Source organism: Variovorax sp. GW821-FHT10D07 (assembly GCF_059415325.1).
This window is the reverse complement of record NZ_JBWKMZ010000004.1, coordinates 155788-178140: the sequence shown is the minus strand read 5'-3', so window position 1 is coordinate 178140 and position 22353 is coordinate 155788. Positions and strand designations below refer to the sequence as shown.

Annotated in this window: 22 protein-coding genes; 11 read left to right on the top strand and 11 right to left on the bottom strand. The window is 70.3% G+C overall.

Annotated elements, in window-relative coordinates; translation table 11 throughout:
- Window positions 1–68: 68 nt before the first annotated feature.
- Complete coding sequence (gene curA, locus AC07PU_RS15250) at window positions 69–1103, top strand: NADPH-dependent curcumin/dihydrocurcumin reductase (RefSeq protein ID WP_495318534.1); 1035 nt, start codon at window positions 69–71, stop codon at window positions 1101–1103.
- Here the strand turns inward: curA and AC07PU_RS15245 are convergent.
- The 3 genes from AC07PU_RS15245 to AC07PU_RS15235 are packed head-to-tail and all read right to left on the bottom strand — an operon-like array spanning window position 1100 to window position 3435.
- Window positions 1100–2224, bottom strand: coding sequence for a DUF2827 family protein (locus tag AC07PU_RS15245; protein WP_495318532.1), 1125 nt, complete (start codon window positions 2222–2224; stop codon window positions 1100–1102). The genes curA and AC07PU_RS15245 overlap by 4 nt on opposite strands.
- Before the next feature lie 42 nt (window positions 2225–2266).
- Complete coding sequence (locus AC07PU_RS15240; RefSeq protein ID WP_057592770.1) at window positions 2267–2476, bottom strand: zinc-finger domain-containing protein; 210 nt, start codon at window positions 2474–2476, stop codon at window positions 2267–2269.
- 5 nt (window positions 2477–2481) lie between these two features.
- On the bottom strand, window positions 2482–3435 hold the full coding sequence (locus tag AC07PU_RS15235) for a branched-chain amino acid transaminase (protein ID WP_093344017.1): 954 nt from the start codon (window positions 3433–3435) through the stop codon (window positions 2482–2484).
- A 214-nt stretch (window positions 3436–3649) separates the two neighbouring features.
- On the opposite strand from AC07PU_RS15235, the gene AC07PU_RS15230 reads away from it, so the two are divergent.
- On the top strand, window positions 3650–4636 hold the full coding sequence (locus tag AC07PU_RS15230) for a recombination-associated protein RdgC (protein WP_296774595.1): 987 nt from the start codon (window positions 3650–3652) through the stop codon (window positions 4634–4636).
- Between the two features lie 16 nt (window positions 4637–4652).
- Here AC07PU_RS15230 and AC07PU_RS15225 read toward each other — a convergent pair whose 3' ends face one another.
- Window positions 4653–5864 (bottom strand): M20 aminoacylase family protein, encoded by a 1212-nt coding sequence (locus AC07PU_RS15225; protein WP_495318529.1) that lies wholly within the window; start codon window positions 5862–5864, stop codon window positions 4653–4655.
- Between the two features lie 43 nt (window positions 5865–5907).
- A complete protein-coding gene (locus tag AC07PU_RS15220) occupies window positions 5908–7227 on the bottom strand; it encodes an MFS transporter (protein WP_495318527.1) in 1320 nt (439 codons plus the stop codon).
- A 290-nt stretch (window positions 7228–7517) separates the two neighbouring features.
- Between AC07PU_RS15220 and AC07PU_RS15215 the strand changes: the two genes are divergently transcribed.
- Both AC07PU_RS15215 and AC07PU_RS15210 read left to right on the top strand, forming a co-directional pair.
- Window positions 7518–8576 carry an asparaginase gene (locus AC07PU_RS15215; protein ID WP_495318525.1) on the top strand — a complete coding sequence of 353 codons (1059 nt, stop codon included), beginning with the start codon at window positions 7518–7520 and terminating at the stop codon, window positions 8574–8576.
- A 16-nt stretch (window positions 8577–8592) separates the two neighbouring features.
- A complete protein-coding gene (locus AC07PU_RS15210; protein ID WP_296774586.1) occupies window positions 8593–9540 on the top strand; it encodes a LysR family transcriptional regulator in 948 nt (315 codons plus the stop codon).
- Here AC07PU_RS15210 and AC07PU_RS15205 read toward each other — a convergent pair.
- The 5 genes from AC07PU_RS15205 to AC07PU_RS15185 form a co-directional block, all read right to left on the bottom strand.
- Window positions 9537–9977 (bottom strand): glycerate kinase, encoded by a 441-nt coding sequence (locus AC07PU_RS15205; protein WP_495318523.1) that lies wholly within the window; start codon window positions 9975–9977, stop codon window positions 9537–9539. The genes AC07PU_RS15210 and AC07PU_RS15205 overlap by 4 nt on opposite strands.
- A gap of 463 nt (window positions 9978–10440) precedes the next feature.
- Entirely contained in the window at window positions 10441–11832 is a 1392-nt protein-coding gene (radA, locus tag AC07PU_RS15200) for a DNA repair protein RadA (protein WP_093344005.1), read from the bottom strand.
- A 52-nt stretch (window positions 11833–11884) separates the two neighbouring features.
- On the bottom strand, window positions 11885–12838 hold the full coding sequence (locus tag AC07PU_RS15195; protein ID WP_495318521.1) for a D-2-hydroxyacid dehydrogenase: 954 nt from the start codon (window positions 12836–12838) through the stop codon (window positions 11885–11887).
- Entirely contained in the window at window positions 12835–13836 is a 1002-nt protein-coding gene (locus tag AC07PU_RS15190) for a Bug family tripartite tricarboxylate transporter substrate binding protein (protein WP_490876687.1), read from the bottom strand. Before AC07PU_RS15190 ends, AC07PU_RS15195 begins: the two co-directional genes overlap by 4 nt.
- A 37-nt stretch (window positions 13837–13873) precedes the next feature.
- Entirely contained in the window at window positions 13874–14647 is a 774-nt protein-coding gene (locus tag AC07PU_RS15185; RefSeq protein ID WP_203203739.1) for a class II aldolase/adducin family protein, read from the bottom strand.
- A 112-nt stretch (window positions 14648–14759) separates the two neighbouring features.
- On the opposite strand from AC07PU_RS15185, the gene AC07PU_RS15180 reads away from it, so the two are divergent.
- Entirely contained in the window at window positions 14760–15677 is a 918-nt protein-coding gene (locus tag AC07PU_RS15180; RefSeq protein WP_203203738.1) for a LysR family transcriptional regulator, read from the top strand.
- Window positions 15678–15681: 4 nt separating this feature from the next.
- Here the strand turns inward: AC07PU_RS15180 and AC07PU_RS15175 are convergent, their stop codons facing one another.
- Entirely contained in the window at window positions 15682–16608 is a 927-nt protein-coding gene (locus AC07PU_RS15175; RefSeq protein WP_296774573.1) for a LysR family transcriptional regulator, read from the bottom strand.
- Window positions 16609–16682: 74 nt separating this feature from the next.
- On the opposite strand from AC07PU_RS15175, the gene AC07PU_RS15170 reads away from it, so the two are divergent.
- The 6 genes from AC07PU_RS15170 to AC07PU_RS15145 all read left to right on the top strand — a co-directional run bounded on the left by AC07PU_RS15170 (window position 16683) and on the right by AC07PU_RS15145 (window position 22349).
- A complete protein-coding gene (locus AC07PU_RS15170) occupies window positions 16683–18383 on the top strand; it encodes an FAD-dependent oxidoreductase (protein WP_495318518.1) in 1701 nt (566 codons plus the stop codon).
- The gene (locus AC07PU_RS15165) at window positions 18380–19366 is read left to right on the top strand and encodes a Bug family tripartite tricarboxylate transporter substrate binding protein (protein WP_495318516.1); all 987 of its coding nucleotides are present in this window, start codon (window positions 18380–18382) and stop codon (window positions 19364–19366) included. The genes AC07PU_RS15170 and AC07PU_RS15165 overlap by 4 nt, the downstream gene beginning before the upstream one ends.
- A gap of 89 nt (window positions 19367–19455) precedes the next feature.
- Complete coding sequence (hpaR, locus tag AC07PU_RS15160) at window positions 19456–19887, top strand: homoprotocatechuate degradation operon regulator HpaR (protein ID WP_203203734.1); 432 nt, start codon at window positions 19456–19458, stop codon at window positions 19885–19887.
- Complete coding sequence (locus tag AC07PU_RS15155) at window positions 19884–20540, top strand: fumarylacetoacetate hydrolase family protein (protein ID WP_057592755.1); 657 nt, start codon at window positions 19884–19886, stop codon at window positions 20538–20540. The genes hpaR and AC07PU_RS15155 overlap by 4 nt, the downstream gene beginning before the upstream one ends.
- On the top strand, window positions 20537–21289 hold the full coding sequence (locus AC07PU_RS15150) for a fumarylacetoacetate hydrolase family protein (RefSeq protein ID WP_057592754.1): 753 nt from the start codon (window positions 20537–20539) through the stop codon (window positions 21287–21289). The genes AC07PU_RS15155 and AC07PU_RS15150 overlap by 4 nt, the downstream gene beginning before the upstream one ends.
- 76 nt (window positions 21290–21365) lie before the next feature.
- Entirely contained in the window at window positions 21366–22349 is a 984-nt protein-coding gene (locus AC07PU_RS15145) for a Bug family tripartite tricarboxylate transporter substrate binding protein (RefSeq protein WP_495318513.1), read from the top strand.
- The last annotated feature ends 4 nt before the right edge of the window (window positions 22350–22353 follow it).

Sequence of the window (22353 nt, the reverse complement as noted above, 5' to 3'; positions counted from 1 at the left end):
CTTTTCTAGACGACCGGTCTAATTACCTGCCAGGTCATCGCCCTTCCACCACCCAGGAGCCCCTGCCCATGCCCCAAAGCGACACCGTCAACCGCCGCCTCGTCCTCGCCGCGCGCCCGCGCGGACTGCCGACGCCCGCGCACTTCCGCCTCGAGGAGGGCGCCGTGCCCGTGCCCGCCGAGGGCCAGGTGCTGCTGCGTACGCTGTACCTCTCGCTCGACCCCTACATGCGCCAGCTGATGGACGAGGTCGCACCGATCTACGCGGCCTCGGTGCCGCTGGGCCAGCCGATGGTGGGCGGCACGGTCAACCGCGTCGTGGCCTCGAAGCACCCGCAATTCCGCGCCGGCGAACTCGTGCTCGGCAATGCCGGCTGGCAGGACTACGCGCTGTCCGACGGCCAGGACCTGATGCCGCTGGGCGACATGGCGCGCCCCTCGCTCGCCCTGGGCGCGCTCGGCATGCCGGCCTTCACCGCCCACGTGGGCCTGCTCGACATCGGCCAGCCGAAGCCCGGCGAGACCGTGGTCGTGGCCGCGGCCACCGGCGCGGTCGGCGCGATGGTCGGCCAGATCGCGCGCCTGAAGGGCGCACGCGTGGTCGGCATCGCGGGCGGCGCGGACAAGTGCCGCCACGCGGTCGAGGCGCTGGGCTTCGACGCCTGCCTCGACCGCCACGATCCCGCGCTGGCCGAGCGCCTCGCCGCGGCCTGCCCGAAGGGCATCGATGTCTATTTCGAGAACGTCGGCGGACCGGTGTTCGATGCGGTGCTGCCGCTGCTCAACATCGGCGCGCGCGTGCCGGTCTGCGGCCATATCGCCGACTACAACGCCGACGGCGAAACCCAGGGGACGAACCGCCTGCCGCTGCTGATGGCCTCGCTGCTGCAGAAGCGCATCCGCATGCAGGGCTTCGTCATCCTCGACCACTACGGCGATCGCTTCGAGGCCTTCCGCCGCGAGATGGGCGACTGGATCGCACGCGGCGAGGTGCAGCCGATGGAAGACGTCGTCGAGGGCCTGGAGAACGCGCCGGCCGGTTTTATCGGCCTGCTGCAGGGGCGCAACTTCGGCAAGCGCGTGGTGCGCGTGGCCGAGGCCTAGTTCGAAAAAAGCGCTCTGATGCGCGCGTCGTGCGCCTCGATATTCGGCGCGTGCGCCGGATCGAGCGTGCGCAGGAAGGCCGCGTTGGCTTCGGCCTGCACGGCGAGCTGCGCATCGTGCGTCTCGGCCGCGCGCTCGATCGCGGCGGCCGCCTCGAAGACCTCGAACTCGGGGTAGTAGTAGCCCACCTCGCGCAGGAACGGCGAGTTGTGCACCAGCGCGTAGTTGCCGTAGAGCGCCTCGTACAGCAGGTAATTGAGGCCGTTCTCCCACTGGTGCGACACCACGATGTCGGTGTGGTGCGCGGCCCATTCGACGAAGGGCCCGCGCGGGTCGGCCGTGGCCTTGCCGTCCTGCACCATGCGCAGCCCCAGCGCGATGTGCTTGAAGGCCGTGTTCTCCTTCTTGTCGAAGGTGTTCGTCATGTACACGTGCTGCACGAGCTCGGGCCGCCGCACGTGGCATTCGTTGGCCGCCAGCATCGGGATCAGCGAGCTCTTCACCACGTTGAGGTTCGGCTCGAAGAAGGCGATGCGCTTGGCCCGGCCCTGGTTGCGGTAGCCGAAGCGCGCCTTGAGTTCGGCATTGGCCGCGAGGCTCTGCTCGAGGAAGTACGGCGACCACACGTGCGGCAGCACATGCACCGGCGCGCGGTACACGGCCTCGAAGTAGCTCTTGCAGGTGTGGGCGTGCTGCGGGTTGGTCCAGAGCTCGTCGAACTGCACGCGGTGCGGGTTCGGCAGCCAGGGATTGGCCTGGAAGTTGATGGTCTCGACCGCCACCACGTAGTCGTTGCCGAAGCGGTACGACACGCAATGCCCGCCGCGCTGGCGCACCGCCTCGACGTGCGTCGGGTGCACCAGCGCATTCATCTCGATCAGCAGGTCGGTCTGGTGGACCACCGCCGAGAGCGGCCGCAGCGCGCCAGCCAGTTCGCCGAGCATCATGCCCTCGGCATAGGCGGCGACGCCGTCGCCGTGCACCAGCCAGACCTCGCCCACCAGCGGCGAGCGCTTCAGCAGCATGTAGAGGTACACGCAGTGCTGGTTGGCGCCGTTGAACCAGATCGATTGCCGTGCATCGGCCCGGATCTCCATCGTGATCGCGACGTTGATCTTCATGGATGTTCCGGGCCTCCCCCGGTCTCTTTTTCTAAGGTTGCGTCAGTGCCGCGCCGACACCACCTCGCCGGCCTTGAGCCGGTAGGTGGTGCCGCAGTACGGGCACCTGGCCTCGCCGGTGCGCGCCACGTCCAGGTAGACCTTGGGGTGGCTGTTCCAGAGCTTCATGTCGGCCTTGGGGCTGGGGCAGAACACGCCGCCCTGGTGGTTGAGCTCCTTCGCGAGGAGTTCGACGACTGCAGTGGTGGACATGTTCTTCAGACCTTCGTGAGCCAGTGGGCGTACTTGGGGTTCTTGCCGTTCACGATGTCGAAGAAGGCCGCCTGGATCTTCTCGGTGACCGGGCCGCGCGCGCCGCCGTCGCCGCGGTTGCCGATCTCGACGCGGTCGAGTTCGCGGATCGGCGTGACTTCGGCCGCGGTGCCGGTGAAGAAGGCTTCGTCGGCGATGTAGACCTCGTCGCGCGTGATGCGCTTTTGCACCAGCTCGATGCCGAGGTCCTTGCACACGTGCAGGATGGTGTTGCGCGTAATGCCGTTGAGGGCGCCGGCCGACAGGTCGGGCGTGTAGACCACGCCGTTCTTGACCACGAACACGTTCTCGCCCGCGCCTTCGGACACGAAGCCGCTCGCGTCGAGCAGCAGTGCCTCGTCGTAGCCGTCGTCCAGCGCTTCCATGTTGGCGAGGATCGAGTTGGTGTAGTTGCTGACCGTCTTGGCCTGCGTCATCGTGATATTGACGTGGTGGCGCGTGTAGCTCGAGGTCTTCACGCGGATGCCACGGCGCATGCCTTCCTCGCCGAGGTAGGCGCCCCAGGACCAGGCCGCGACCATGGCGTGGATCTTGTTGCCCTTGGGGCTCACGCCGAGCTTCTCGGAGCCGATCCAGATCAGCGGGCGCAGGTAGCAGCTCTCGAGCTTGTTCTCGCGCACGACCTGCTTCTGGGCCTCGTTGAGCTGTTCCTGCGTGAACGGGATCTTCATGCGCAGGATCTTGGCGCTGTTGAACAGGCGCTCGGTGTGCTCGGCCAGGCGGAAGATCGCCGTGCCGCCGTCGGCCGTCTTGTAGGCGCGCACGCCCTCGAAGGCGCCGCAGCCGTAGTGCAGCGTGTGGCTCAGCACGTGGATCTTGGCGTCGCGCCAGTCCACGAGTTCGCCATCCATCCAGATCTTGCCGTCACGGTCGTCGAGCGAGGGGGGGATCGAGCTCATTTCCTGATTCCTTTGGGAGCTTTTGCAGAAAGCCTTCAGCGGGGGGAGGCTGTGGGGTGCGGCCTGAAGGCCGCCAAAGCCGCCGATTTTACGGCGCCGTGCCACGCTTGCCTGACCGGCGCCCCGGGCCATGCACCGCCGGTGGCGCGAACCGGCCCGGGGCCGCGACAATGGCCGGTTCCGCCAAACAAGCGATTGAAGGGAAAGATTCTCCGTGTCCGTATTCAAGAACGTCATCGTCTACCGCATCGAGCCCGGCTGGTCGCAAACGCTGGCCGAGGCCGAGGAAGGCCTGGGCAAGCAGCGCTTCGAGCCCTGCGGCGCCTCGCAGGAGAAGTCGGCCGGCTGGGTCGAGCCGCGCGGCGAGGCCCACGGCCCGCTGGTGGAATCCATCGACGGCCAGTGGCTGCTCGAGTACATGATCGAGAGCAAGTCGGTGCCGGGCTCAGTGGTGCGCCGCAAGCTCGACGAGCGCTGCGCGCAGATCGAGGCCACCACCGGCCGCAAGCCCGGCAAGAAGGAAAAGAAGGACCTCAAGGAGGACATCACGCACGAGCTGCTGCCGATGGCCTTCACGCGCACCGCGCGCGTCACGGTCTGGGTCGACCAGGCCGAGCGCCGGCTGGTGGTCAACAGCTCCAACGCGGCGCGCGCCGACGAGGTGGTCAGCAGCCTGGTGCAGAACTTCACGGGCTTCGGCACCATGCAGCTCAACACCCAGATCGAGCCGGCCGCCGCCATGTCCGAATGGCTGGCCTCGCAGGAGCCGCCCGCGGGCTTCACCATCGACCGCGAGTGCGAGCTCAAGGCCACCGACGAGTCGAAGGCCGTGGTGCGCTATGCCAAGCACCCGCTCGACATCGACGAGGTCAAGCAGCACATCGCCGACGGCAAGCGCCCGACCCGCCTCGCGCTGACCTGGGACGACCGCGTGTCCTTCGAACTCACGCACGGCCTGCAGATCCGCAAGATCGTGTTCCTCGAGGGCACCGACGAAGGCGCCGGCGGCGGCAAGAAGGAAGACAACTTCGACGCCGACGTGGCGATCGCCACCGGAGAGCTGGGCCAGCTGGTGCCGGCGCTGCTCGACGCGCTCGGCGGCGAGGCGGCCTTCACCGCGGCGCCGGCCGAGGAAGCGCCGAAGGCCGCCGCCAGCGCGACGGCCGTGACCACGGCCGAAGAGGAAGACGCGCCGTTCTGAGCCGGCGCGGCCGGCGTCAGGCCACCAGGTAGGTCTGCGCCAGCCGCACCCAGCAGGCCGCGCCCAGCGGCAGCACCTCGTCGTTGAAGTCGTAGCCGGGGTTGTGCACCATGCAGCCGCCGAACTCGCCTTCGCCGTTGCCCAACAGCACGTAGCAGCCGGGCAGCTCGGCCAGCATCCAGGCGAAGTCCTCGCTGCCCGCGAAGCCGCGCGGCACCGTGGCCGCCACCTTGTCCGCGCCCACCAGCTTGGCGCACACCTCGGTCATCAGCCGGCTCTCGGCCTCGGTGTTGACCACCGGCGGCACCAGTGGCCGGTAGTCGATGGAGGCTTCCACGCCATGCGCCTGCGCGGTCAGCGCGACGATCTCGCGGATGCGCGACTCGACCAGCGCGCGCGTCTCGGGCCGGGCCGCGCGCACGTTGAGCCCGAGCGCGACCGATTGCGGGATCACGTTGTGGGTGGCGCCGCCGCGGATGAAGCCGACCGACAGCACCGCCGTGTCGTCGGGCGCGACGTTGCGCGCCACCACGCTCTGCAGCGCGGTCACGGTGGCGGCGGCCGCCACCACCGGGTCCTGCGCGCGGTGCGGCATCGCGCCATGGCCGCCCTTGCCCTGGATCGTCACGTCGGCCACGTCGGACGAGAGCGTGACCGGCCCCGCCTGCACGATGAAGCTGCCGGCCGGCACGCCGGGCGCGTTGTGCAGCGCATAGACCGCGTCGCAGGGAAAGCGCTCGAACAGGCCGTCCGCGATCATCGCGCGCGCGCCGCAGAGGTTCTCCTCGTCGGGCTGGAAGATCAGGTTCAGCGTGCCGTCGAAGTCGCGGCTCTTGGCGAGCGCCTTCGCGGCCGCGAGCAGGATCGCCGTGTGGCCGTCGTGGCCGCAGGCATGCATGCGGCCGTGCTGCCGGCTCGCATAGGGCAGGCCCGTGGCCTCGACGATCGGCAGCGCGTCCATGTCGGCGCGGATGCCCAGGCGCCGCGTGCCGCTGCCGAGCCTGAGCTGCCCCACCACGCCGGTCTTGCCGATGCCGGTGTGCACCTCGTAGCCCCATTCGCGCAGCAGCCGCGCGACCAGGTCGCTGGTCGCGCTCACCTCGAAGCCGAGTTCGGGCTCGGCATGGATCCGGCGCCGGATGTCGACGAAGGCCTCGGTGTCGATCTCGATCGGCGGCAGCAGGCGGGACAGGAGCTTGGTGGTCTGGAGGCTGAGTTCGCGGGTCATGGGAAGGAATCGTTTCGCGGAAAAAGGGAGAGGAAGGCGGCGCTCAACCGACGCGCCGCTCGCGCAGGCTCAGCAGCGCGCCGATGCTCAGCACGCCGCAGGCCATCATGTAGAAGGCCGGCGAGAGCGGGTTGCCGGTCTGCGCCAGCAGCCAGGTCACGATGAACTGCGAGGAGCCGCCGAAGATCGTGACGCCCACGCTGTAGATCACCGAGATGCCGCTGGCGCGCACGCCGATCGGCAGCATCTCGAGCAGCATCAGGAACATCGGCGTGGTGCCGATGTTCACGCTCGCGGTCAGCAGCGCCGACAGGCACAGCACCAGCGGCACGCTCGGATGGTGGCTGATGAGCCAGAACACCGGCCCCACCGCGACCAGGCTGAACAGCAGCGAGCCGATCGCCAGCGGCTTGCGGCGCTCGAGCCGGTCGGCCAGCCGGCCCGCCACCAGCGACACCACGAACAGCGTGATGCCGGTGACGCAGCCCGACAGCAGCGACAGCGAGGGCGGCATGTGGAGCACGCGGATCATGTAGGTGGGCATGAAGAACACCACCAGGTACATGGTGGCCGTGCCCGCGGTGGTCGCGAGGATGCCCTTGAACACGGTGCCGCCGTGGGCGCGCAGCAGCCGGCCGATCGGGCTGGCTTCGTGGCTCTCGGCCTGGTGCGTTTCCTCGAGGTGCGAGCGGATGTACAGGCCCACCGGCGCGATCAGCAGGCCCAGCAGGAAAGGCAGGCGCCAGCCCCAGCTCTCGAGCGAGGCCTGCGGCAGCAGCGCATACAGCAGCGCACCGGTGAGCGCGCCGGCCAGCGCCGACAGGCCCTGGCTCGCGAGCTGCCAGCTGACGCGGAAGCCGCGGCCCTTGACGCCGCCGGCCTCCATCAGCATCGAGGTCGCGGCGCCGACCTCGCCGCCGAGCGAGAAGCCCTGCAGCAGCCGGCCCGCGACGATCATCAGCGAGCCGAACACGCCGGCCGAGGCATAGGTGGGCGCGAGCGCGATGCACAGCGTGCCGGCCACCATCAGCGCGATGGTCAGCGTCATCGCGGCCTTGCGGCCCTTGCGGTCGGCGTAGTTGCCGATGATCACGCCGCCCAGCGGCCGCATCACGAAGCCGATGCCGAAGGTCGCGACCGCGAGCAGCAGCGAACCGAACGCGCTCTCGGAGGGAAAGAACAGCTTGCCGATCAGCAGCGCGAAGAAGCTGTAGACGGTGAAGTCGTACATCTCGAGCGCGTTGCCGATCGAGCAGGCGGCGATCAGCCGGAACTGGCTCTGGCCGCTCTTGGCGGCGGCAGCATTGGCGGGCGGGGCGGAACCCAGCACGGGGCTGGCAGGCAGGGCGGCGGCTTCGCTCATTCGATCTCCACGGGGCGTTGTTGCGGACGACGGATTCGCGAAGCGCGAACTTCATGCGGCGCATGGCACCCCGAACCCGTGGCGGCGGAGTATTCAGGCAAAGCGCGGTGGCGAGGAATCACATATTTTCATGCCGATAACCAAAAGGCATCCCCCGCAGAAGCAGGACCGCGAAGCCATCGGTGGAACTACCGAGATGGCGCATCGCGCGCCATTCGCGGGCATGGCGCCTTCACAATGGCGCGTCGGCGCCCTGCCGCTTCCCAGCCCTCGAGAAAAAGGACAACACCATGAAGCTCATCCGCCACTGCCTCTGCCTGCTGGCCCTCGCGCCCTGCTGCATGATGGCCGCCTCGGCCCAGGGCAGCCGGCCCGTCGTGCAGTTCATCGCCACCGGCGGCACCATCGCGATGAAGGTCGACCCCGTCACCAAGGGCGTGGTGCCCGCGATCTCGGGCGACGACCTGATGCAGACCGTGCCCGATGCCGGCAAGTACGCCACCATCGAGGTCAACAACTTCTCGGCCATGTCGGCCAACTACGTCGAGCCCAAGTGGTGGACGCGCCTGACCAAGGCGGTGGACGACGCGCTCGCGCGCCCCGAGGTGGCGGGCGTGGTGATCGCGCACGGCACCGACACCATGGAGGAGACGGCCTACTGGCTCGACCTCACGGTCAAGTCGAACAAGCCCGTGATACTGATCGGCGCGCAGCGCAATGCGTCCTCGAGCGACTTCGACGGCCCGCGCAACCTGCTCAACGCGATCCGCATCGCCACCACGCCCGAGGCCGTGGGCCAGGGCGTGATGCTCGCGATGAACAACCAGATCAATGCCGCGCGCACCGTGACCAAGACCCACACCGGCAACGTCGAGACCTTCAAGTCGGGCGACTTCGGCTTCATCGGCGAGGTCTGGGACGACAAGGTGGTGTTCTCGCGCACCGCGCTGCGCCGCCAGCACATCGACATCGGCAGCGCCGAGATGCCGCGCGTGGAGATCCTCGCGATGTTCGGCGGCGCCGACGGCTCGCTGCTGCGCTACGCGGTGGACCAGGGCGCCAAGGGCATCGTGGTGCAGGCCGTGGGCATGGGCAACATGAACGTCTCGATGTACGAGGCCGTGAAGTACGCGCTGTCGCGCGGCGTGCCGGTGGTGATCGCCACCCGCGTGCCCAATGGCCGCACCATGCCGCTGTACGGCTTCGTGGGCGGCGGCAAGACCACCTTCGATGCCGGCGCCGTGATGGCCGGCGACCTGAGCCCGCAGAAGGCGCGCCTGCTGCTGATGCTCAAGCTGCACCAGGGCGTGAGCGACAAGGCCGGCCTGCAGGCGGCCTTCGACCGTTGAGGCCCGGGCGCGCGCGATGAAGCTGCAGCAGTTGCGCGTGCTGCTCGCGGTGGCGCAGCACGGCAGCATCCACGAGGCGGCGCGCAGCCTGCACACCACCCAGCCGGCGCTGTCGAAGGCGATCGCCGAGCTCGAGCGCGAGCTCGGCGTCACGCTGATGTCGCGCTCCACGCGCGGCGTGAGCCTCACGCCGTACGGCGCGGCGCTGGTCAAGCGCGCCAGCGTGGTCGAGCAGGAGCTGCGCCATGCGCTCGAGGACATCGAGGCGATCCGCGGCCACGACGAGGCGCGGCTCGACATCGGCTTCACCGCGGTGGCCTCGAACGGCCCGCTGCCCGAGGCCATGGCCGCGTTCCGCCAGCGCTTTCCCAACGTGGCGCTGCGCGCCTTCGAGATGCGGCCGCAGCAGATGCTCGAGGGCCTGCGCGAGGGCCGGCTCGACCTCGGCCTGATCTCGACCTGCAGCGGGCCCGGTTCGAACGTGTTCCAGTGGGAGCCGCTGTTCTCGGTGGCGATGCACCTGTCGGTGCGCGCCGGCCATCCGCTGCGCCGCGTGCGCAAGCTGCGGCCGCTGCTCGATGCCGACTGGCTGGTGCTCGACCCGGTCGACGATCCGTTCAGCCCGCTGGTCAGCACCATGCGCCTGCACGGGCTCGAGATGCCGCGGCGCATGGTGCAGAGCGCCTCCAACCTGCTGGGCCTGCAGCTCGCCACGCAGACCGACCTGGTCAGCATGTGGTCGGACGCGGTGTTCCACGGCGCCGGGCCGCTGCGGCTGAGCGGCGACGCGCTCGAGCGGCTGCCGATCACCGACGAGCTGCCCGACTTCGAGGTCTACCTGGTCTACCGCTCGGCCGACCTGATGACGCACGTGTGCACCGAGTTCGCGAAGGAGGCGCGCCACCATGCGCGCATCAACCCGCCGTGGCGCGCGCCGCGCGGCGCGCGCAAGAGCGTCGATTAGGCCGACGGAGAGGCCGGCGCCTCGGGCTCGTCGTCCTGGACTTCGGGCCGCGTCAGCGTCCAGCTCTGCAGCCGGCCGCCGTTGAACACCGTGTCGACGTACGAGCCGCCGGCATCGGTCCAGCGGTAGTGCTCGGGCTGCTCGTCCTGCGGCGAGCGCAGCTGGCCGAGCGCGCGCGTCATCGCGACCACGTGCATCAGCGTCACGCCCGGCTTGAGCTTGGCGTTGAGCATCACCGAGCTGGCCACCGTACCCACGGGCCGGTCGGCCGCGCGCTTGAGCACCTGCATCACGCGGTTGAAATGCATCAGCAGGAACATCACGATCGCACCGGCCGCCAGGGCCACGCCGCCCCAGCCATAGCTGCGCCAGGCCACGCCGAGCACGACGAGCGCCCCGACGGGCACGAGAAACTTCTGGAAATTCATGGCCCGCATTGTCGCCGCGCCGGCGCGCCGGGGTAGCGAGCCCGGCTACCGCCAGGCGCATCTCGCGCTACCGGGCCACAAAGCCGCCCGCGCCGCGGGCCGTCGCGGGCACATTTCGCCGCACGGGCATCGGCCCGGGCCCCGCGGACACCGCAGATGAACATTCCACGCTCCGTCACCTTCGTCCGGCTCAGCCTCGCCGCCCTGCGCGGCACCGGCGAATCCCGGCACGAACCAGGCGGCCGCGGCGGCCCACGTTGTCAGGGAGAGGCCGCCGTCGGCGGCCGGAACGCGATGAACCCGGCCCCGTCGCCCGGCGGCCAATGCCGGCGCGACGGCGGCCCGGCGTTCACGCCACGCAGCGACGCACGAATCAGGGGGTAGGAGGTTGGGAGCTCGCCGGGCGCGCCGCCACCGATGCGCCAGGCGTTTTTTCACGGGCCGTTGCGGCCCGTTTTTTTTGGGCGCTCGCTCACTCGAGCTCGCGCACCACGTCCATCGCCTCCTCGATGCGGTCCACCGCGTGGATCGTCAGGCCCTCGATGTCCTTCGTGCCCTTGCGCGGCGCATTGGCCCTGGGCACCACCGCGATGCTGTAGCCCAGCTTGGCGGCCTCGCGCAGCCGCTCCTGGCCGCGCGGCGCGGGCCGCACCTCGCCCGCCAGGCCCACTTCGCCGAAGGCGATGAAGCCCTTGGGCAGCGGCTTGCCGCGCAGGCTCGAGGTGATGGCCAGCATCACCGCGAGGTCGGCCGCCGGTTCGCTGATGCGCACGCCGCCGACCGCGTTGACGAACACGTCCTGGTCCATGCAGGCCACGCCCGCATGGCGATGCAGCACCGCCAGCAGCATCGCGAGCCGGTCGCGGTCCAGGCCCACCGACAGCCGGCGCGGGCTCGGCCCGCCGTCGTCGACCAGCGCCTGGATCTCGACCAGCATCGGCCGCGTGCCCTCGAGCGTGACCAGTACCACGCTGCCGGGCACCGGCTCGGTGTGCTGGCTCAGGAAGATCGCGCTCGGATTGGCCACGCCCTTCAGGCCGCGCTCGGTCATCGCGAACACGCCGATCTCGTTGACCGCGCCGAAGCGGTTCTTGATCGCGCGCACCAGGCGGAAGCTCGAGTGCGTGTCGCCCTCGAAGTACAGCACCGTGTCGACCATGTGCTCGAGCACGCGCGGCCCCGCGAGCGCGCCCTCCTTCGTGACGTGGCCCACCAGCACCACGGCCGTGCCGCTGGTCTTGGCGAAGCGCGTGAGGTGCGCCGCGCATTCGCGCACCTGCGCCACCGAACCCGGCGCCGAGGTGAGCTGGTCGGAGTAGACGGTCTGGATCGAGTCGATCACCGCGATGGCCGGGCGCGTGGCGTCGAGCGTGGCGATGATCTTCTCGAGCTGGATCTCGGCCAGCACCTGCACCTGCGAATGGTCCAGGCCCAGACGCTTGGAGCGCAGCGCCACCTGCGCGCCGCTCTCCTCGCCCGTGACGTAGAGCGCGTTCTGCCCCGCGCGCTGCAGCGCATCGACCGCCTGCAGCAGCAGGGTCGACTTGCCGATGCCCGGGTCGCCGCCGATCAGCGTGACGCCGCCGGCCACCACGCCGCCGCCGAGCACGCGGTCGAGCTCGTCGAGGCCGGTGGGCGTGCGCGCGACGTCGCTGGCCTCGATCTCCGAGAGCACCGCGAGTTCGGAAGCCCCGGCGAGCGACGCGAACTGCGTGCCGAAGCGGTTGTTGGCCGGGGCGTTCGCGCCGCCGGCCGCTTGTTCGATCAGTGTGTTCCAGGCGCCGCAGCTCGGGCACTTGCCGAGCCACTTGGCGCTGGTGCCGCCGCATTCGCTGCAGACGTAGATGGATTTGTCCTTGGCCATGGCCGGGAGTTTAGGGCGTGGCCCCGCGCCACCGCGGCGCGGGGACGCTCGCTCAGCACACGCGGTTGACCAGCGCGCCCACGTCGCCCGCCGCCAGGGCCGCCGCGTTGTCGAGCAGCATCGGCAGCACCTGCTGCGCATAGACGTCGCTCAGGCCGCCGATGTGCGGCGTGGCGATCACGTTCGGCAATCGGCGCAGCGGATGGCCGGCCGCGAGCGGCTCGGTCTCGTAGACGTCGAGCCCGGCACCGGCGATGGTCCCGCTCTCGAGCGCCGCGAGCAGCGCGTGCTCGTCGACCACGCCGCCGCGCGAGAGGTTGACGAGGAAGGCATGCGCCGGCATCGCCGCGAGCACCGGCGCATCGATCAGGTGGTGGGTGCGCGCATCGTGCGCGGTCAGCACCACCACGAAATCGGCCTGCGCCACCACCTGCGGCAGCCGCTCGCGCGCCTGCACGTCGTCGAAGCCGTCGATAGGCGCGGGCGTGGCCGAGATGCCGCTGACCCGCATGCCCATCGCCTGGCAGCGCCGCGCCAGCTCGCGCGCGACATGGCCGGTGCCGACCAGCACCGCGTGCCGGCGCCACAGCAGCGGCTGCGGCCAGCGGTGCCAGGCGCCTTCGCGCTGGTCGCGCAGCATGCGCGGCAGGTCGCGCGCCAGCGCCATCATCAGCAGCAGCGCGAGCTCGGACATCTGTGGGCCATGCACGCCGCGCGACGAGGTCACGAGCGTGCCGGGCCGCAGCGCGGGCGAACCGGTGATGGTGTCGGTGCCCGAGGTCAGCGCATGGACCCAGCGCAGCGCGGGCCCGGCCGCGAGCATCGCGTCGTCGACCCACGGTCCCGAGACCACCAGCGCCTCGACCTCGGCCAGCAGGCGCAGCGCCTCGGCGCGCTCGGTGGTGGCGTGCACGGCCAGCGCCGGGCAGCGCGCGCGCAGGGCCTGCGCATAGAACCCGGCCTCGCCGTTGAAGACCAGCAGCGAGCGCAGCGGCGGCGCCGTCATTCGAGCTTGATGCCGGCGGCCTGGATCACGGCGCGCCACTTGGCATTCTCCGAAGCGATGAACTCGGTGAAGCGGGCCTGCGAGGACGGCGCGGGCTCGACGCCGATGAGCGCGAGCTTCGCGCGCACGGCCGGATCGGCGATGACCTTGTTGAGCTCGAGCGCCAGCCGGTCGACGATGGGCTGCGGCGTGCCCTTGGGCACGGCCAGGCCGGCCCAGGTGTCGAAGTCGATCTCGCCGACGCCCGCCTCGGCCAGGGTCGGCGCCTCGGGATAGAGCGCCGAGCGCGTTTTGCCCGCGGTCGCGATGATCTTCGCGCGGCCGCCCTGCACGTGCGGCAGCGCGGCCGGCAGGTCGGCGAACATGAACGACACGCGGCCGGTGGCGACCTCGGGCGCGGCCTGCACCATGGCCTTGAACGGCACCGCCGTCATGTCGGCCTTGAGCTGGCGCTTCATCAGCTCCGAGCCCAGGTGGCCGCCGCTGCCGCTGCCGCCGATCGCGAACAGCAGCGGCTGGCTGCGCGCCGCCGCGAGAAACTTGGGCATGGTGTCGAGCGGCCCGCCGGCCTCGACCATCAGGAACAGCGGGAAGTGCACCAGCTGCGTCACCGGCGTGAGCGCATCGCTCGCATAGGGCAGCTTGTCGTAGAGGTTCGGGATCACGGCCATGGTCGACAGCGCCGCGAAGAACACGGTGTAGCCGTCGGGCGCCGCGGAAGCAGCCGCGGCCGCACCGATCACCGTGTTGCCGCCGGGCCGGTTGTCGATCACGATCGGCTGACCCAGTGCCACCGAGAGCTTCTCGGCAATGATGCGCGAGCTCTGGTCGGTGCCGCCACCGGGCGTGTAGGGCACCACCCAGCGGATCGGCTTGCTCGGCCAGACGGCCTGCGCACCGGCGCTCGTGGCGCCCGCTGCGAGTTGCAAGGCCACGGCGGCCATGCCCAGCAGCGCGGCCGCGCGGCGCGGCCATCCAACGGTCTTCTTCTTCGTCATCGTGTGTCTCCTGTCGTTCTCGTTGGGGCTGCCGGCTTCAGGTCGCGTACGACGGATCGATGCGGTCCAGCAGCCGGCGCAGCGCCGGCCAGTCGTTGTCGCGCGCCGAGCGGCCGGGCCGGTCGAGCGCCTGCGCCACCTTCTCGGCGATCTCGTCGCTGCATTCGATGAGTTCGGCGCCGCCCGACTGCGCGCGCACCTGCGCCTCGCAGGCGCGCTCGAGGTAGTAGAGGCGCTCGAAGGCCTCGCGGATGGTGTCGCCCGCGGCCAGCAAGCCGTGGTTGCGCAGGATCATCACGTTGTGCGGGCCGAGGTCGCGCACCAGCCGGTCCTGCTCGCTGAAGTCGAGCGCCACGCCTTCGTAGTCGTGGTAGCCGATGCGGCGATGGAAGCGCATGGCGTGCTGCGACAAGTTGAGCAGCCCGCGCCGCTGCGCCGCCACCGCGATGCCGGCGGCGGTGTGGGTGTGCAGCACCGCGTGCAGGTCGGGCCGCGCGCGATGGATGCAGCTGTGGATCAGGAAGCCCGCGGGATTGATGCCGATGCCGGTCGGGTCGAACACCACCTCGCCGTCGATGTCGACCTTGACCAGGCAGGAGGCCGTGACCTCGTCGAACAGCACGCCGTAGGGGTTGATGAGGAAATGCGCCTGCGTGCCCGGCACCTTGGCCGTGAGGTGGGTGTAGATCTGGTCCGTCATGCGGTAGTAGCCGGCCAGCCTGAAGGCCGCCGCCAGATCGACGCGCTGCTGCCACTCCGCGTCGGACACGGCGGCGCGCGTGTGCGCGAATGAAAAGCCCGAGCCGTTCATCGAGTCTCCTGTTGTCGTTGGCGCCCTCCGGATGCAGGGCATGGGCGCGATTGGAGCGGAGGACGCAGCGCGAGAGAATCGAAACTTATTTTGCAAGCGTCGAAATAAATTCATGAATCACGATGGCTCGATCCCCGGCACCAGCCTGCGCCAGCTGCGCGCCTTCGTGGAGGTCTATCGCTGGCGCAAGCTCAGCGCGGCGGCCGACCGGCTCTACCTCACGCACTCGGCCGTCAGCGTGCTGGTCCGCCAGCTCGAGGCCGCCACCGGCACCAGCCTGTTCGACCGCACCACGCGCTCGCTGAGCCCGACCGAGGCCGCGCACGAGATGCTGCCGATCGCGGAGCGCATCCTGCGCGACGTGCGTTCGCTCGAGACCGGCTTCCGCGGCCAGGCCACGCCCAGCGGGCGCATCGGCATCGCGGTCACGCCGACCATCGCGCTGACGCTGGTGCCGCCGGTGATCCGGCATTTCAACGACCTGCATCCGGGCGTGCGCGTGCAGCTGGTCGACTGCGAGACCGAGCAGTTCGTGCCGCGCATCCTCTCGGAGCAGGTGGACTTCGGCATCGGCTCGCCCGACCAGGAGGTGGCGGCGCTGAGCCAGCGCACGCTGATCCACGACCACCTCGCGCTGGTGTGCCTGCCCAGCCATCCGCTGGCGCGGCGCCGCCAGGTGCGCTGGAGCGACCTCGCGGGCCATGCGCTGATCACGGTGAAGGCCGGCTACGGCATCCGCAATGCCATCGACCGCACCGCGCGCGCGGCCAACGTGGCGCTCGACATCCAGCAGGAGGTGTCGCTGTTGACCACCGCGCTCGCGATGAGCGCCTCGGGCCTGGGCGCGTCGATCGTGCCGGCCGAGCTGGTGGCGCAGTGCGGTTTCAAGGAACTGGTGGCGCGCAAGATCCACGCGCCGGTGGTGACGCGCAACATCTCGGTGGTCGCCAAGCGCGACCGCACGCTCTCGGTGGCGGCCAAGACCTTCATCGAGACCATGCAGGCCTACCTGGCGCGGCCTCGCGCCTGAGCCTTCAGATCGCGAATTCGCTCGCCAGCAGGTCGGCGAAGGCGGCCGCGGCCGGCGACAGCGAACGGCCCTGCCGCGTGACCACCGCGATGTTGCGCGCCACGGTCGGCCGGATCAGCCGGCGCGCGACCAGCCGCGAGGGATCGGCATGCGCGAGGATCGAGGCCGGCAGCAGCGCCGGCCCGAGCCCGCCCGCGGCCATCGCGAGCGCGGTGGTCAGCAAGGTCACCTCGTAGGCGATCTCGAGCCGCACGCCGGCCTCGGCGGCCGCGGCATCGATGCTGTTGCGCACGCCGTAGCCGGGCTTGACCGTGATGAGCCGCAGCGCCGCGAGCTGGCGCCAGGTGATGCCCGCGGCGCCGCCGGGCAGCGGCAGGTCGCGGTCGGCGATCACGGCGAGGTGGTCGTGCACGAACACGCGCTCGTCCAGGCCCGGCGTGCGCGCCTGCAAGGTGCCGACGCCGAAGTCGACCTGGCCGCTCAGCACGGTCTCGACGAACTGGCTCGGCGCGCAGTCGTCGATCGCCACCTTCACCTCGGGATGCTGCTGCGTGTAGCGGCGCAGCGCGCGCGGCATCAGCGTCTGCGCGATGGTCGAGGTGACGGCGATGCGCAGGCGGCCGCGCCGCCCGGCCGCGAGCTCGGCCATGCCGCTGCCCAGCGCGTCGAGCTCGGCCAGCACGCGCTCGGCATGGCCGATGGCCTCGTCGGCCGCGGCGGTGCGATGCAGGCTGCGCGTGGTGCGGTCGAACAGCCGCACGCCGAGCCGGTCCTCGAGCTCGCGCAGCAGCACGCTGACCGCCGGCTGGGTGAGCGACAGCGCCGCGGCGGCGCTCGACAGCTGGCCGCTGTGATAGACGGCCGCGAAGGCGCGCAGCTGGCGCACCGAGGGCACGCCGCGCATTGATAAAGGCTTTTTATGAATGGCCATGAAAGTTTCACTTCTGTCGGATGGCACTTCGGCACTGTAATGGCCGCCGTCCACAACGAGAGACAAACGAACCCATGACAGAACCACTGCAGGCGCAGGTGCTGATCGTCGGCGGCGGGCCGGTCGGCCTCACGCTGGCCATCGACCTGGCGCAACGCGGCATCGACGTGCTGGTCACCGAGATCCGCCACCGCGGCGAGCCGCCGAACGTCAAGTGCAACCACGTGTCGGCCCGCTCGATGGAGATCTTCCGCCGGCTCGGCGTGGCGCAGGCACTGCGCGACGCGGGCCTGCCGGCCGACTATCCGAACGACGTGGCCTACCGCACCACGGTGACGGGACCCGAGCTCTCGCGCATCCCGATCCCCGCGCGGCGCGAGCGCTACACCGCCACCGGCGGCCCCGACACCTGGTGGCCCACGGCCGAGCCGCCGCACCGCATCAACCAGATCTTCCTCGAGCCGGTGCTGTTCGCGCATGCCGAGGCCACGCCGGGCCTGCGCATCCGCAACCGCACGCGCATCGACGATTTCGAGCAGGACGACGAGGGCGTGTGGGCGACCGGCGTCGACCTCGACGACGGCAGCGCGGTGCGCATCCGCTGCAGCCACCTGATCGGCTGCGACGGCGGGCGCTCGACGGTGCGCAAGAAGATCGGCGCCAACCTGCGCGGCACCGACGTGGTGGGTCGCGTGCAGTCGACCTACTTCCGCGCGCCCGCGCTGCTGGGCCTGCTGAAGAACAAGCCGGCCTGGGCCACCTTCGCGCTCAATCCGCGGCGCTGCGGCAACGTCTATGCGATCGACGGGCGCGAGACCTGGCTGCTGCACAACTACCTGCTGGCCGACGAGACCGACTTCGAATCGATCGACCGCGACTGGGCGATCCGCCAGATCCTCGGCGTGGGCCCGGACTTCGAGTACGAGGTGATCTCGAAGGAGGACTGGATCGGCCGCCGCCTGGTGGCCGAGCGCTTCCGCGATCGCCGCGTCTTCATCTGCGGCGACGCGGCCCACCTGTGGATCCCGATGGCGGGCTACGGCATGAACGCCGGCATCGCCGACGCGATGAACCTGTCGTGGCTGCTCGCGGGCCACCTGCGCGGCTGGCTCGCCGAGGTCGCGCTCGGCGCGCACGAGGCCGAGCGCCAGCCGATCACCGAGCAGGTCTCGAAGTTCGCGATGAACCATGCGCTGGCCCTGCAGAAGCAGCGCGAGGGCGTGCCCGAGGGCATCGAGGCACCGGGCCCCGAGGGCGACGCGTTGCGCGCCGCGCGCGGCCAGGCGCTGTACGACCTCAACGTGCAGCAGTACTGCTGCGGCGGGCTCAACTTCGGCTACTTCTACGATGCCTCGCCGCTGATCGCCTACGACGGCGAGGCCGCGCCGGCCTACACCATGTACGACTTCAAGCCGTCGACCGTGCCCGGCTGCCGCACGCCGCACCTGTGGCTGGCCGACGGCCGCTCGCTCTACGACGCGATGGCCGCGCTCGGCGAGGGCTACGTGCTGCTGCGGCGCGATCCGGCGCTCGATGTCGCGCCGCTCATGGCCGCGGCCGCCGCGCGCGGGCTGCCGCTGCGCGTGCTCGACATCGACGGCCCCGAGGCCGCCGCGCTCTACGACCGCGCGCTCGTGATCTCGCGCCCCGACCAGCACGTGGCCTGGCGCGGCGATGCCGTGCCGGCCGATCCCGAGGCGCTGGTCGATCTGCTGCGCGGCGCCACACCAGCCGCTGCTTCCGAATCCAACGAAGAAAGAGAGACATCCGCATGAACCGCCGCCACGCCCTGCGCCAGCTCGGTGCACTGTCCGCCGCCGCCTGCGCCGCCGGCCCGCTCGCCGCGCTGGCGCAGAACGACAGGCCCATCACCATCGTCGTGCCCTACGCGCCCGGCGGCACCACCGACATGCTCGGCCGGCTGATCGCGCAGCAGCTCGGCACGGCGCTCGGCCGCACCGTGATCGTCGACAACAAGCCCGGCGCAGGCACCGCCATCGGCGCCTCGCAGGTGGCGCGTTCGGCGCCCGACGGCTCGACCCTGCTGGTGGCCACCAGCACCACGCTCGCGATCAATCCGTGGCTCTACAAGAAGCTCTCGTACGACCCGGCGAAGGACTTCGCGCCCGTGGGCCTGATCGGCGCGGTGCCGCTGATGGTGGTGGTGCATCCCTCGGTGCCCGCGCGCACGTTGGCCGAGCTGGTGGCGCTCGCCAAGTCCAGACCCGAAGGCCTGAGCTACGGCTCGGCCGGCAACGGCAGTCCGCAGCACCTGGGCGCCGAGATGTTCAAGTTCGCCACCGGCACCGCGATGACGCACGTGCCCTACAAGGGCAGCGCGCTCGCGCTCACCGACCTGCTCGGCGGCCAGCTGCAGCTGATGTTCACCGACATCGCGCCGGCGCTGCAGCACGTGCGCAGCGGCAAGCTGCGCGCGCTGGCCGTGACCTCGAAGAAGCGCCAGCCCACCTTCCCCGACGTGCCGACGGTGGCCGAGTCGCGGCTGCCGGGCACCGCCGATTTCGAGGCCGTGGCCTGGCAGAGCATCGTCGCGCCCGCGGGCACGCCGGCGCCGGTGGTCGAGCGGCTGAGCCAGGAGATCGCGAAGGTGATCGCCCAGCCCGCGCTGCGCCAGAAGCTAGAGAACGACGGCTTCGAGCCCGGCTCGAGCACGCCCGCGCAGCTCGCGGCCTACATCCGCAGCGAATCGGAACGCTGGGGGCAGGTGATCCGCGCCTCGGGCGCGACCGTCGATTGACGCAAGCCACCCTGGCCCGCGCGGGCCAGGGTTATCCCGTAGCCGTGTTTTTTTGCCGATCATTTAACATGTTAAATAAATCGATCGACATGAGCACCGCCTTCACCCACCGCAACCTTCCGCGCCTGCTGCTGCAGGCGCGCGAAGCCGTCATGGCCCACACCCGGCCCAGCCTGCGCGTGCATGCGCTGTCGGACCAGCAGTGGCGCGTGCTGCGCGTGCTCGGCGAACACGGCGCGGTCGAAACCGGCCGCGTGGCGCGCGAGGCCTTCATCCTCGGGCCCAGCCTCACGGGCGTGCTCGCACGCATGGAGCGCGACGACCTGATCACGCGCAGCCGCGACCCGGCCGACCAGCGCCGCACCGTGGTCGAGGCCACGCCGCGCGGCATGAAGCTGGTCACCAAGCTGTCCTCGAGCATCGAGGCGCACTACCAGTGGATGGAGCAATCCCTGGGCAAGGACAAGCTCGGCCAGCTCTACGAGCTGCTCGACGAACTGATCGCACTGGAACAGCCATGAGCCCCCCTTCTTCACCTTCCCATTTCCTTCCCGCCGGCACCGTCTACGGCACGCTGCTCAACTTCCGCGCCGAGGTGGAAGCGCTCGCGCCGCAGATGAGCGCGCCGCCCTACAAGGCGCCGCCCAAGGCCCCGGTGCTCTACGTCAAGACCGCCAACACCTGGAGCCCGCATGGCGCCGCGATCCCCGTGCCGGCGAACGTGCCCGAGGTCGAGGTGGGCGCGAGCATCGGCATGGTGGTCGGCGCCGACGGCGACATCGAGGGCTTCGTGCCGATGAACGACCTGTCGGTGCCGCATGCCAGCTTCTTCCGCCCGCCCGTCAAGTTCAAGTGCCTCGACGGCTTCCTCGGCATCGGCCCCGCGCTGCGCGACGCGCAGGAGGTGGACGATCCCGCGGCATTCCGCGTCGAGGTGCGCATCAACGGCGAAGTCAGGCAGACGCTGGACTTCTCCACGCTGGTGCGCCCCGCGCGCCAGCTGCTGGCCGAAGTCGGCGAATTCATGACGCTGGCGCACGGCGACGTGCTGATGCTCGGCTGCGGCGCGGGCCGGCCGCTGGCGCGCGTGGGCGACCGCATCGAGATCTCGGCGCCGGGCTTCGAGACGCTCACCAACACCCTGGTTGCAGAAGAGACGGGAGCCGCCGCATGAAGCACGCACGCATCCGCTACGAGAACGCCGTGCACGAGGCCGTCGAACACGACGGCGCGCTGCGGCTGGCCGATGGCCGCGTGGTCGGCTTCGACGCCGTCGACTGGCTGCCGCCGCTCGCGCCCACGCCGCGCCCGCGCACCATCCTCGCGCTCGGCCTCAACTACGCCGACCATGCGAAGGAACTCGAGTTCAAGGCGCCCGAGGAGCCGCTGGTCTTCGTCAAGGGCCAGAGCGCGCTGATCGGCCACCGCCAGAAGACCTTCCGCCCGGCTGGCGTGCAGTTCATGCACTACGAGTGCGAGCTCGCGATCGTCATCGGCAAGACCGCGCGCCATGTGAAGCGCGACGACGCCTACGACTTCATCGGCGGCTACACCGTGGCCAACGACTACGCGATCCGCGACTACCTCGAGAACTGGTACCGCCCCAACCTGCGCGTGAAGAACCGCGACACCTGCACGCCGATCGGCCCCTGGCTGGTCGATGCGAAGGACGTGGCCGACCCGATGGCGCTCGCGCTGCGCACCACGGTCAACGGCCAGGTCACGCAGCAGGGCAACACGCGCGACATGATCTTCGACGCGCCCTTCCTGATCGAGTACTTCAGCCGCTTCATGACGCTGTCGCCGGGCGACCTGATCCTCACGGGCACGCCCGACGGCGTGGTCGACTGCCAGCCCGGCGACGAGGTCGTGACCGAGATCGAGGGCATCGGCGCGCTGGTCAACACCATCGCCGCGGCCTGATTTTTTCCAGCGCGCCGGCGCGGCGCGCTCTCCTTTTCCATTCACACGCCCAAGAAATCAGCGGAGACGACACGACATGATCACCGGCAAGAAGCTTCTCCAATCCGTGGCCACAGCCACGATGGCGCTGGCCGTCTCGGCCCTCGCCGTCGCGCAGACCGCCTACCCCGCCAAGCCGGTGCGCTGGGTGGTCGGCTATCCGGCCGGCGGCGGCACCGACTTCCTCGCGCGCACCGTGGGCGCGCAGGTGTCGCAGCAGCTGGGCCAGCCGGTGCTGGTCGACAACCGGCCCGGCGCCGGCGCGATCATCGCGTCGGAGAACGTGGCGCGCTCGGCCGGCGACGGCTACACCGTGTTCTCCGCCGACAACGGCGTGCTGGTCTACAACCCCGCGCTCTACAAGAAGCTGCCCTACGACGCCGAGAAGGACTTCGCGCTGGTCGGCATGATGGGCCGCTCGCCGCTGATCATCACGGCCGCGCCCAATGCGGGCATCGCCGATGCGAAGGCGCTGCTGGCCGCGCTCAAGGCCTCGCCCGGCAAGTACAGCATCGCGACGCCGGGCACCGGCAGTCCGCACCATCTCGCCTACGAACTGTTCCAGCGCGAAGCCGGGGTGTCGATGCTGCACGTGCCCTACAAGGGCGGCGCGCCCGCGCTGCAGGACCTGATGGGCGGCCAGGTCGCGCTGATGATGCTCGACCTGCCCAGTGGCGTGAGCGCGGTCAAGGCCGGCAAGGTGGTGCCGCTGCTCGCCATGTCGGCCGAGCGCGTGCCGCAACTGCCGAACATTCCCACCGCCAGGGAACTGGGCTTCGCCAACGTCGAGGCCTACACCTGGCAGGGCCTGGTCGTGCCCGCGGCCACGCCCAGGGAGGTGCAGGCGAAGCTCGGCACCGAGCTGCAGAAGGCCATGGCCGATGCCGGCGTGCGCCAGAAGCTCTACGACGCCGGCTGGGAGGCCCGCCCCGCCGACGCCACCGAAATGACGCGCTACACCGATGCGGAGCGCAAGAAATGGCATGCCTTGATCAAGGCGCGCGACATCAAACTGGACTGAACCG

Bases quoted from the DNA above. Each gene is read 5' to 3' on its own strand.
- AC07PU_RS15170 (WP_495318518.1), top strand. From the start codon at position 16,683: ATGACAGAACCACTGCAGGCGCAGGTGCTGATCGTCGGCGGCGGGCCG.
- AC07PU_RS15185 (WP_203203739.1), bottom strand. From the start codon at position 14,647: ATGAACGGCTCGGGCTTTTCATTCGCGCACACGCGCGCCGCCGTGTCC.
- AC07PU_RS15195 (WP_495318521.1), bottom strand. From the start codon at position 12,838: ATGACGGCGCCGCCGCTGCGCTCGCTGCTGGTCTTCAACGGCGAGGCC.
- AC07PU_RS15240 (WP_057592770.1), bottom strand. From the start codon at position 2,476: ATGTCCACCACTGCAGTCGTCGAACTCCTCGCGAAGGAGCTCAACCAC.
- AC07PU_RS15165 (WP_495318516.1), top strand. From the start codon at position 18,380: ATGAACCGCCGCCACGCCCTGCGCCAGCTCGGTGCACTGTCCGCCGCC.
- AC07PU_RS15175 (WP_296774573.1), bottom strand. From the start codon at position 16,608: ATGGCCATTCATAAAAAGCCTTTATCAATGCGCGGCGTGCCCTCGGTG.
- AC07PU_RS15190 (WP_490876687.1), bottom strand. From the start codon at position 13,836: ATGACGAAGAAGAAGACCGTTGGATGGCCGCGCCGCGCGGCCGCGCTG.
- AC07PU_RS15225 (WP_495318529.1), bottom strand. From the start codon at position 5,864: ATGACCCGCGAACTCAGCCTCCAGACCACCAAGCTCCTGTCCCGCCTG.
- curA (WP_495318534.1), top strand. From the start codon at position 69: ATGCCCCAAAGCGACACCGTCAACCGCCGCCTCGTCCTCGCCGCGCGC.
- AC07PU_RS15235 (WP_093344017.1), bottom strand. From the start codon at position 3,435: ATGAGCTCGATCCCCCCCTCGCTCGACGACCGTGACGGCAAGATCTGG.
- AC07PU_RS15245 (WP_495318532.1), bottom strand. From the start codon at position 2,224: ATGAAGATCAACGTCGCGATCACGATGGAGATCCGGGCCGATGCACGG.
- AC07PU_RS15205 (WP_495318523.1), bottom strand. From the start codon at position 9,977: ATGCGGGCCATGAATTTCCAGAAGTTTCTCGTGCCCGTCGGGGCGCTC.
- AC07PU_RS15150 (WP_057592754.1), top strand. From the start codon at position 20,537: ATGAAGCACGCACGCATCCGCTACGAGAACGCCGTGCACGAGGCCGTC.
- AC07PU_RS15155 (WP_057592755.1), top strand. From the start codon at position 19,884: ATGAGCCCCCCTTCTTCACCTTCCCATTTCCTTCCCGCCGGCACCGTC.
- radA (WP_093344005.1), bottom strand. From the start codon at position 11,832: ATGGCCAAGGACAAATCCATCTACGTCTGCAGCGAATGCGGCGGCACC.
- hpaR (WP_203203734.1), top strand. From the start codon at position 19,456: ATGAGCACCGCCTTCACCCACCGCAACCTTCCGCGCCTGCTGCTGCAG.
- AC07PU_RS15215 (WP_495318525.1), top strand. From the start codon at position 7,518: ATGAAGCTCATCCGCCACTGCCTCTGCCTGCTGGCCCTCGCGCCCTGC.
- AC07PU_RS15220 (WP_495318527.1), bottom strand. From the start codon at position 7,227: ATGAGCGAAGCCGCCGCCCTGCCTGCCAGCCCCGTGCTGGGTTCCGCC.
- AC07PU_RS15180 (WP_203203738.1), top strand. From the start codon at position 14,760: ATGAATCACGATGGCTCGATCCCCGGCACCAGCCTGCGCCAGCTGCGC.
- AC07PU_RS15210 (WP_296774586.1), top strand. From the start codon at position 8,593: ATGAAGCTGCAGCAGTTGCGCGTGCTGCTCGCGGTGGCGCAGCACGGC.
- AC07PU_RS15145 (WP_495318513.1), top strand. From the start codon at position 21,366: ATGATCACCGGCAAGAAGCTTCTCCAATCCGTGGCCACAGCCACGATG.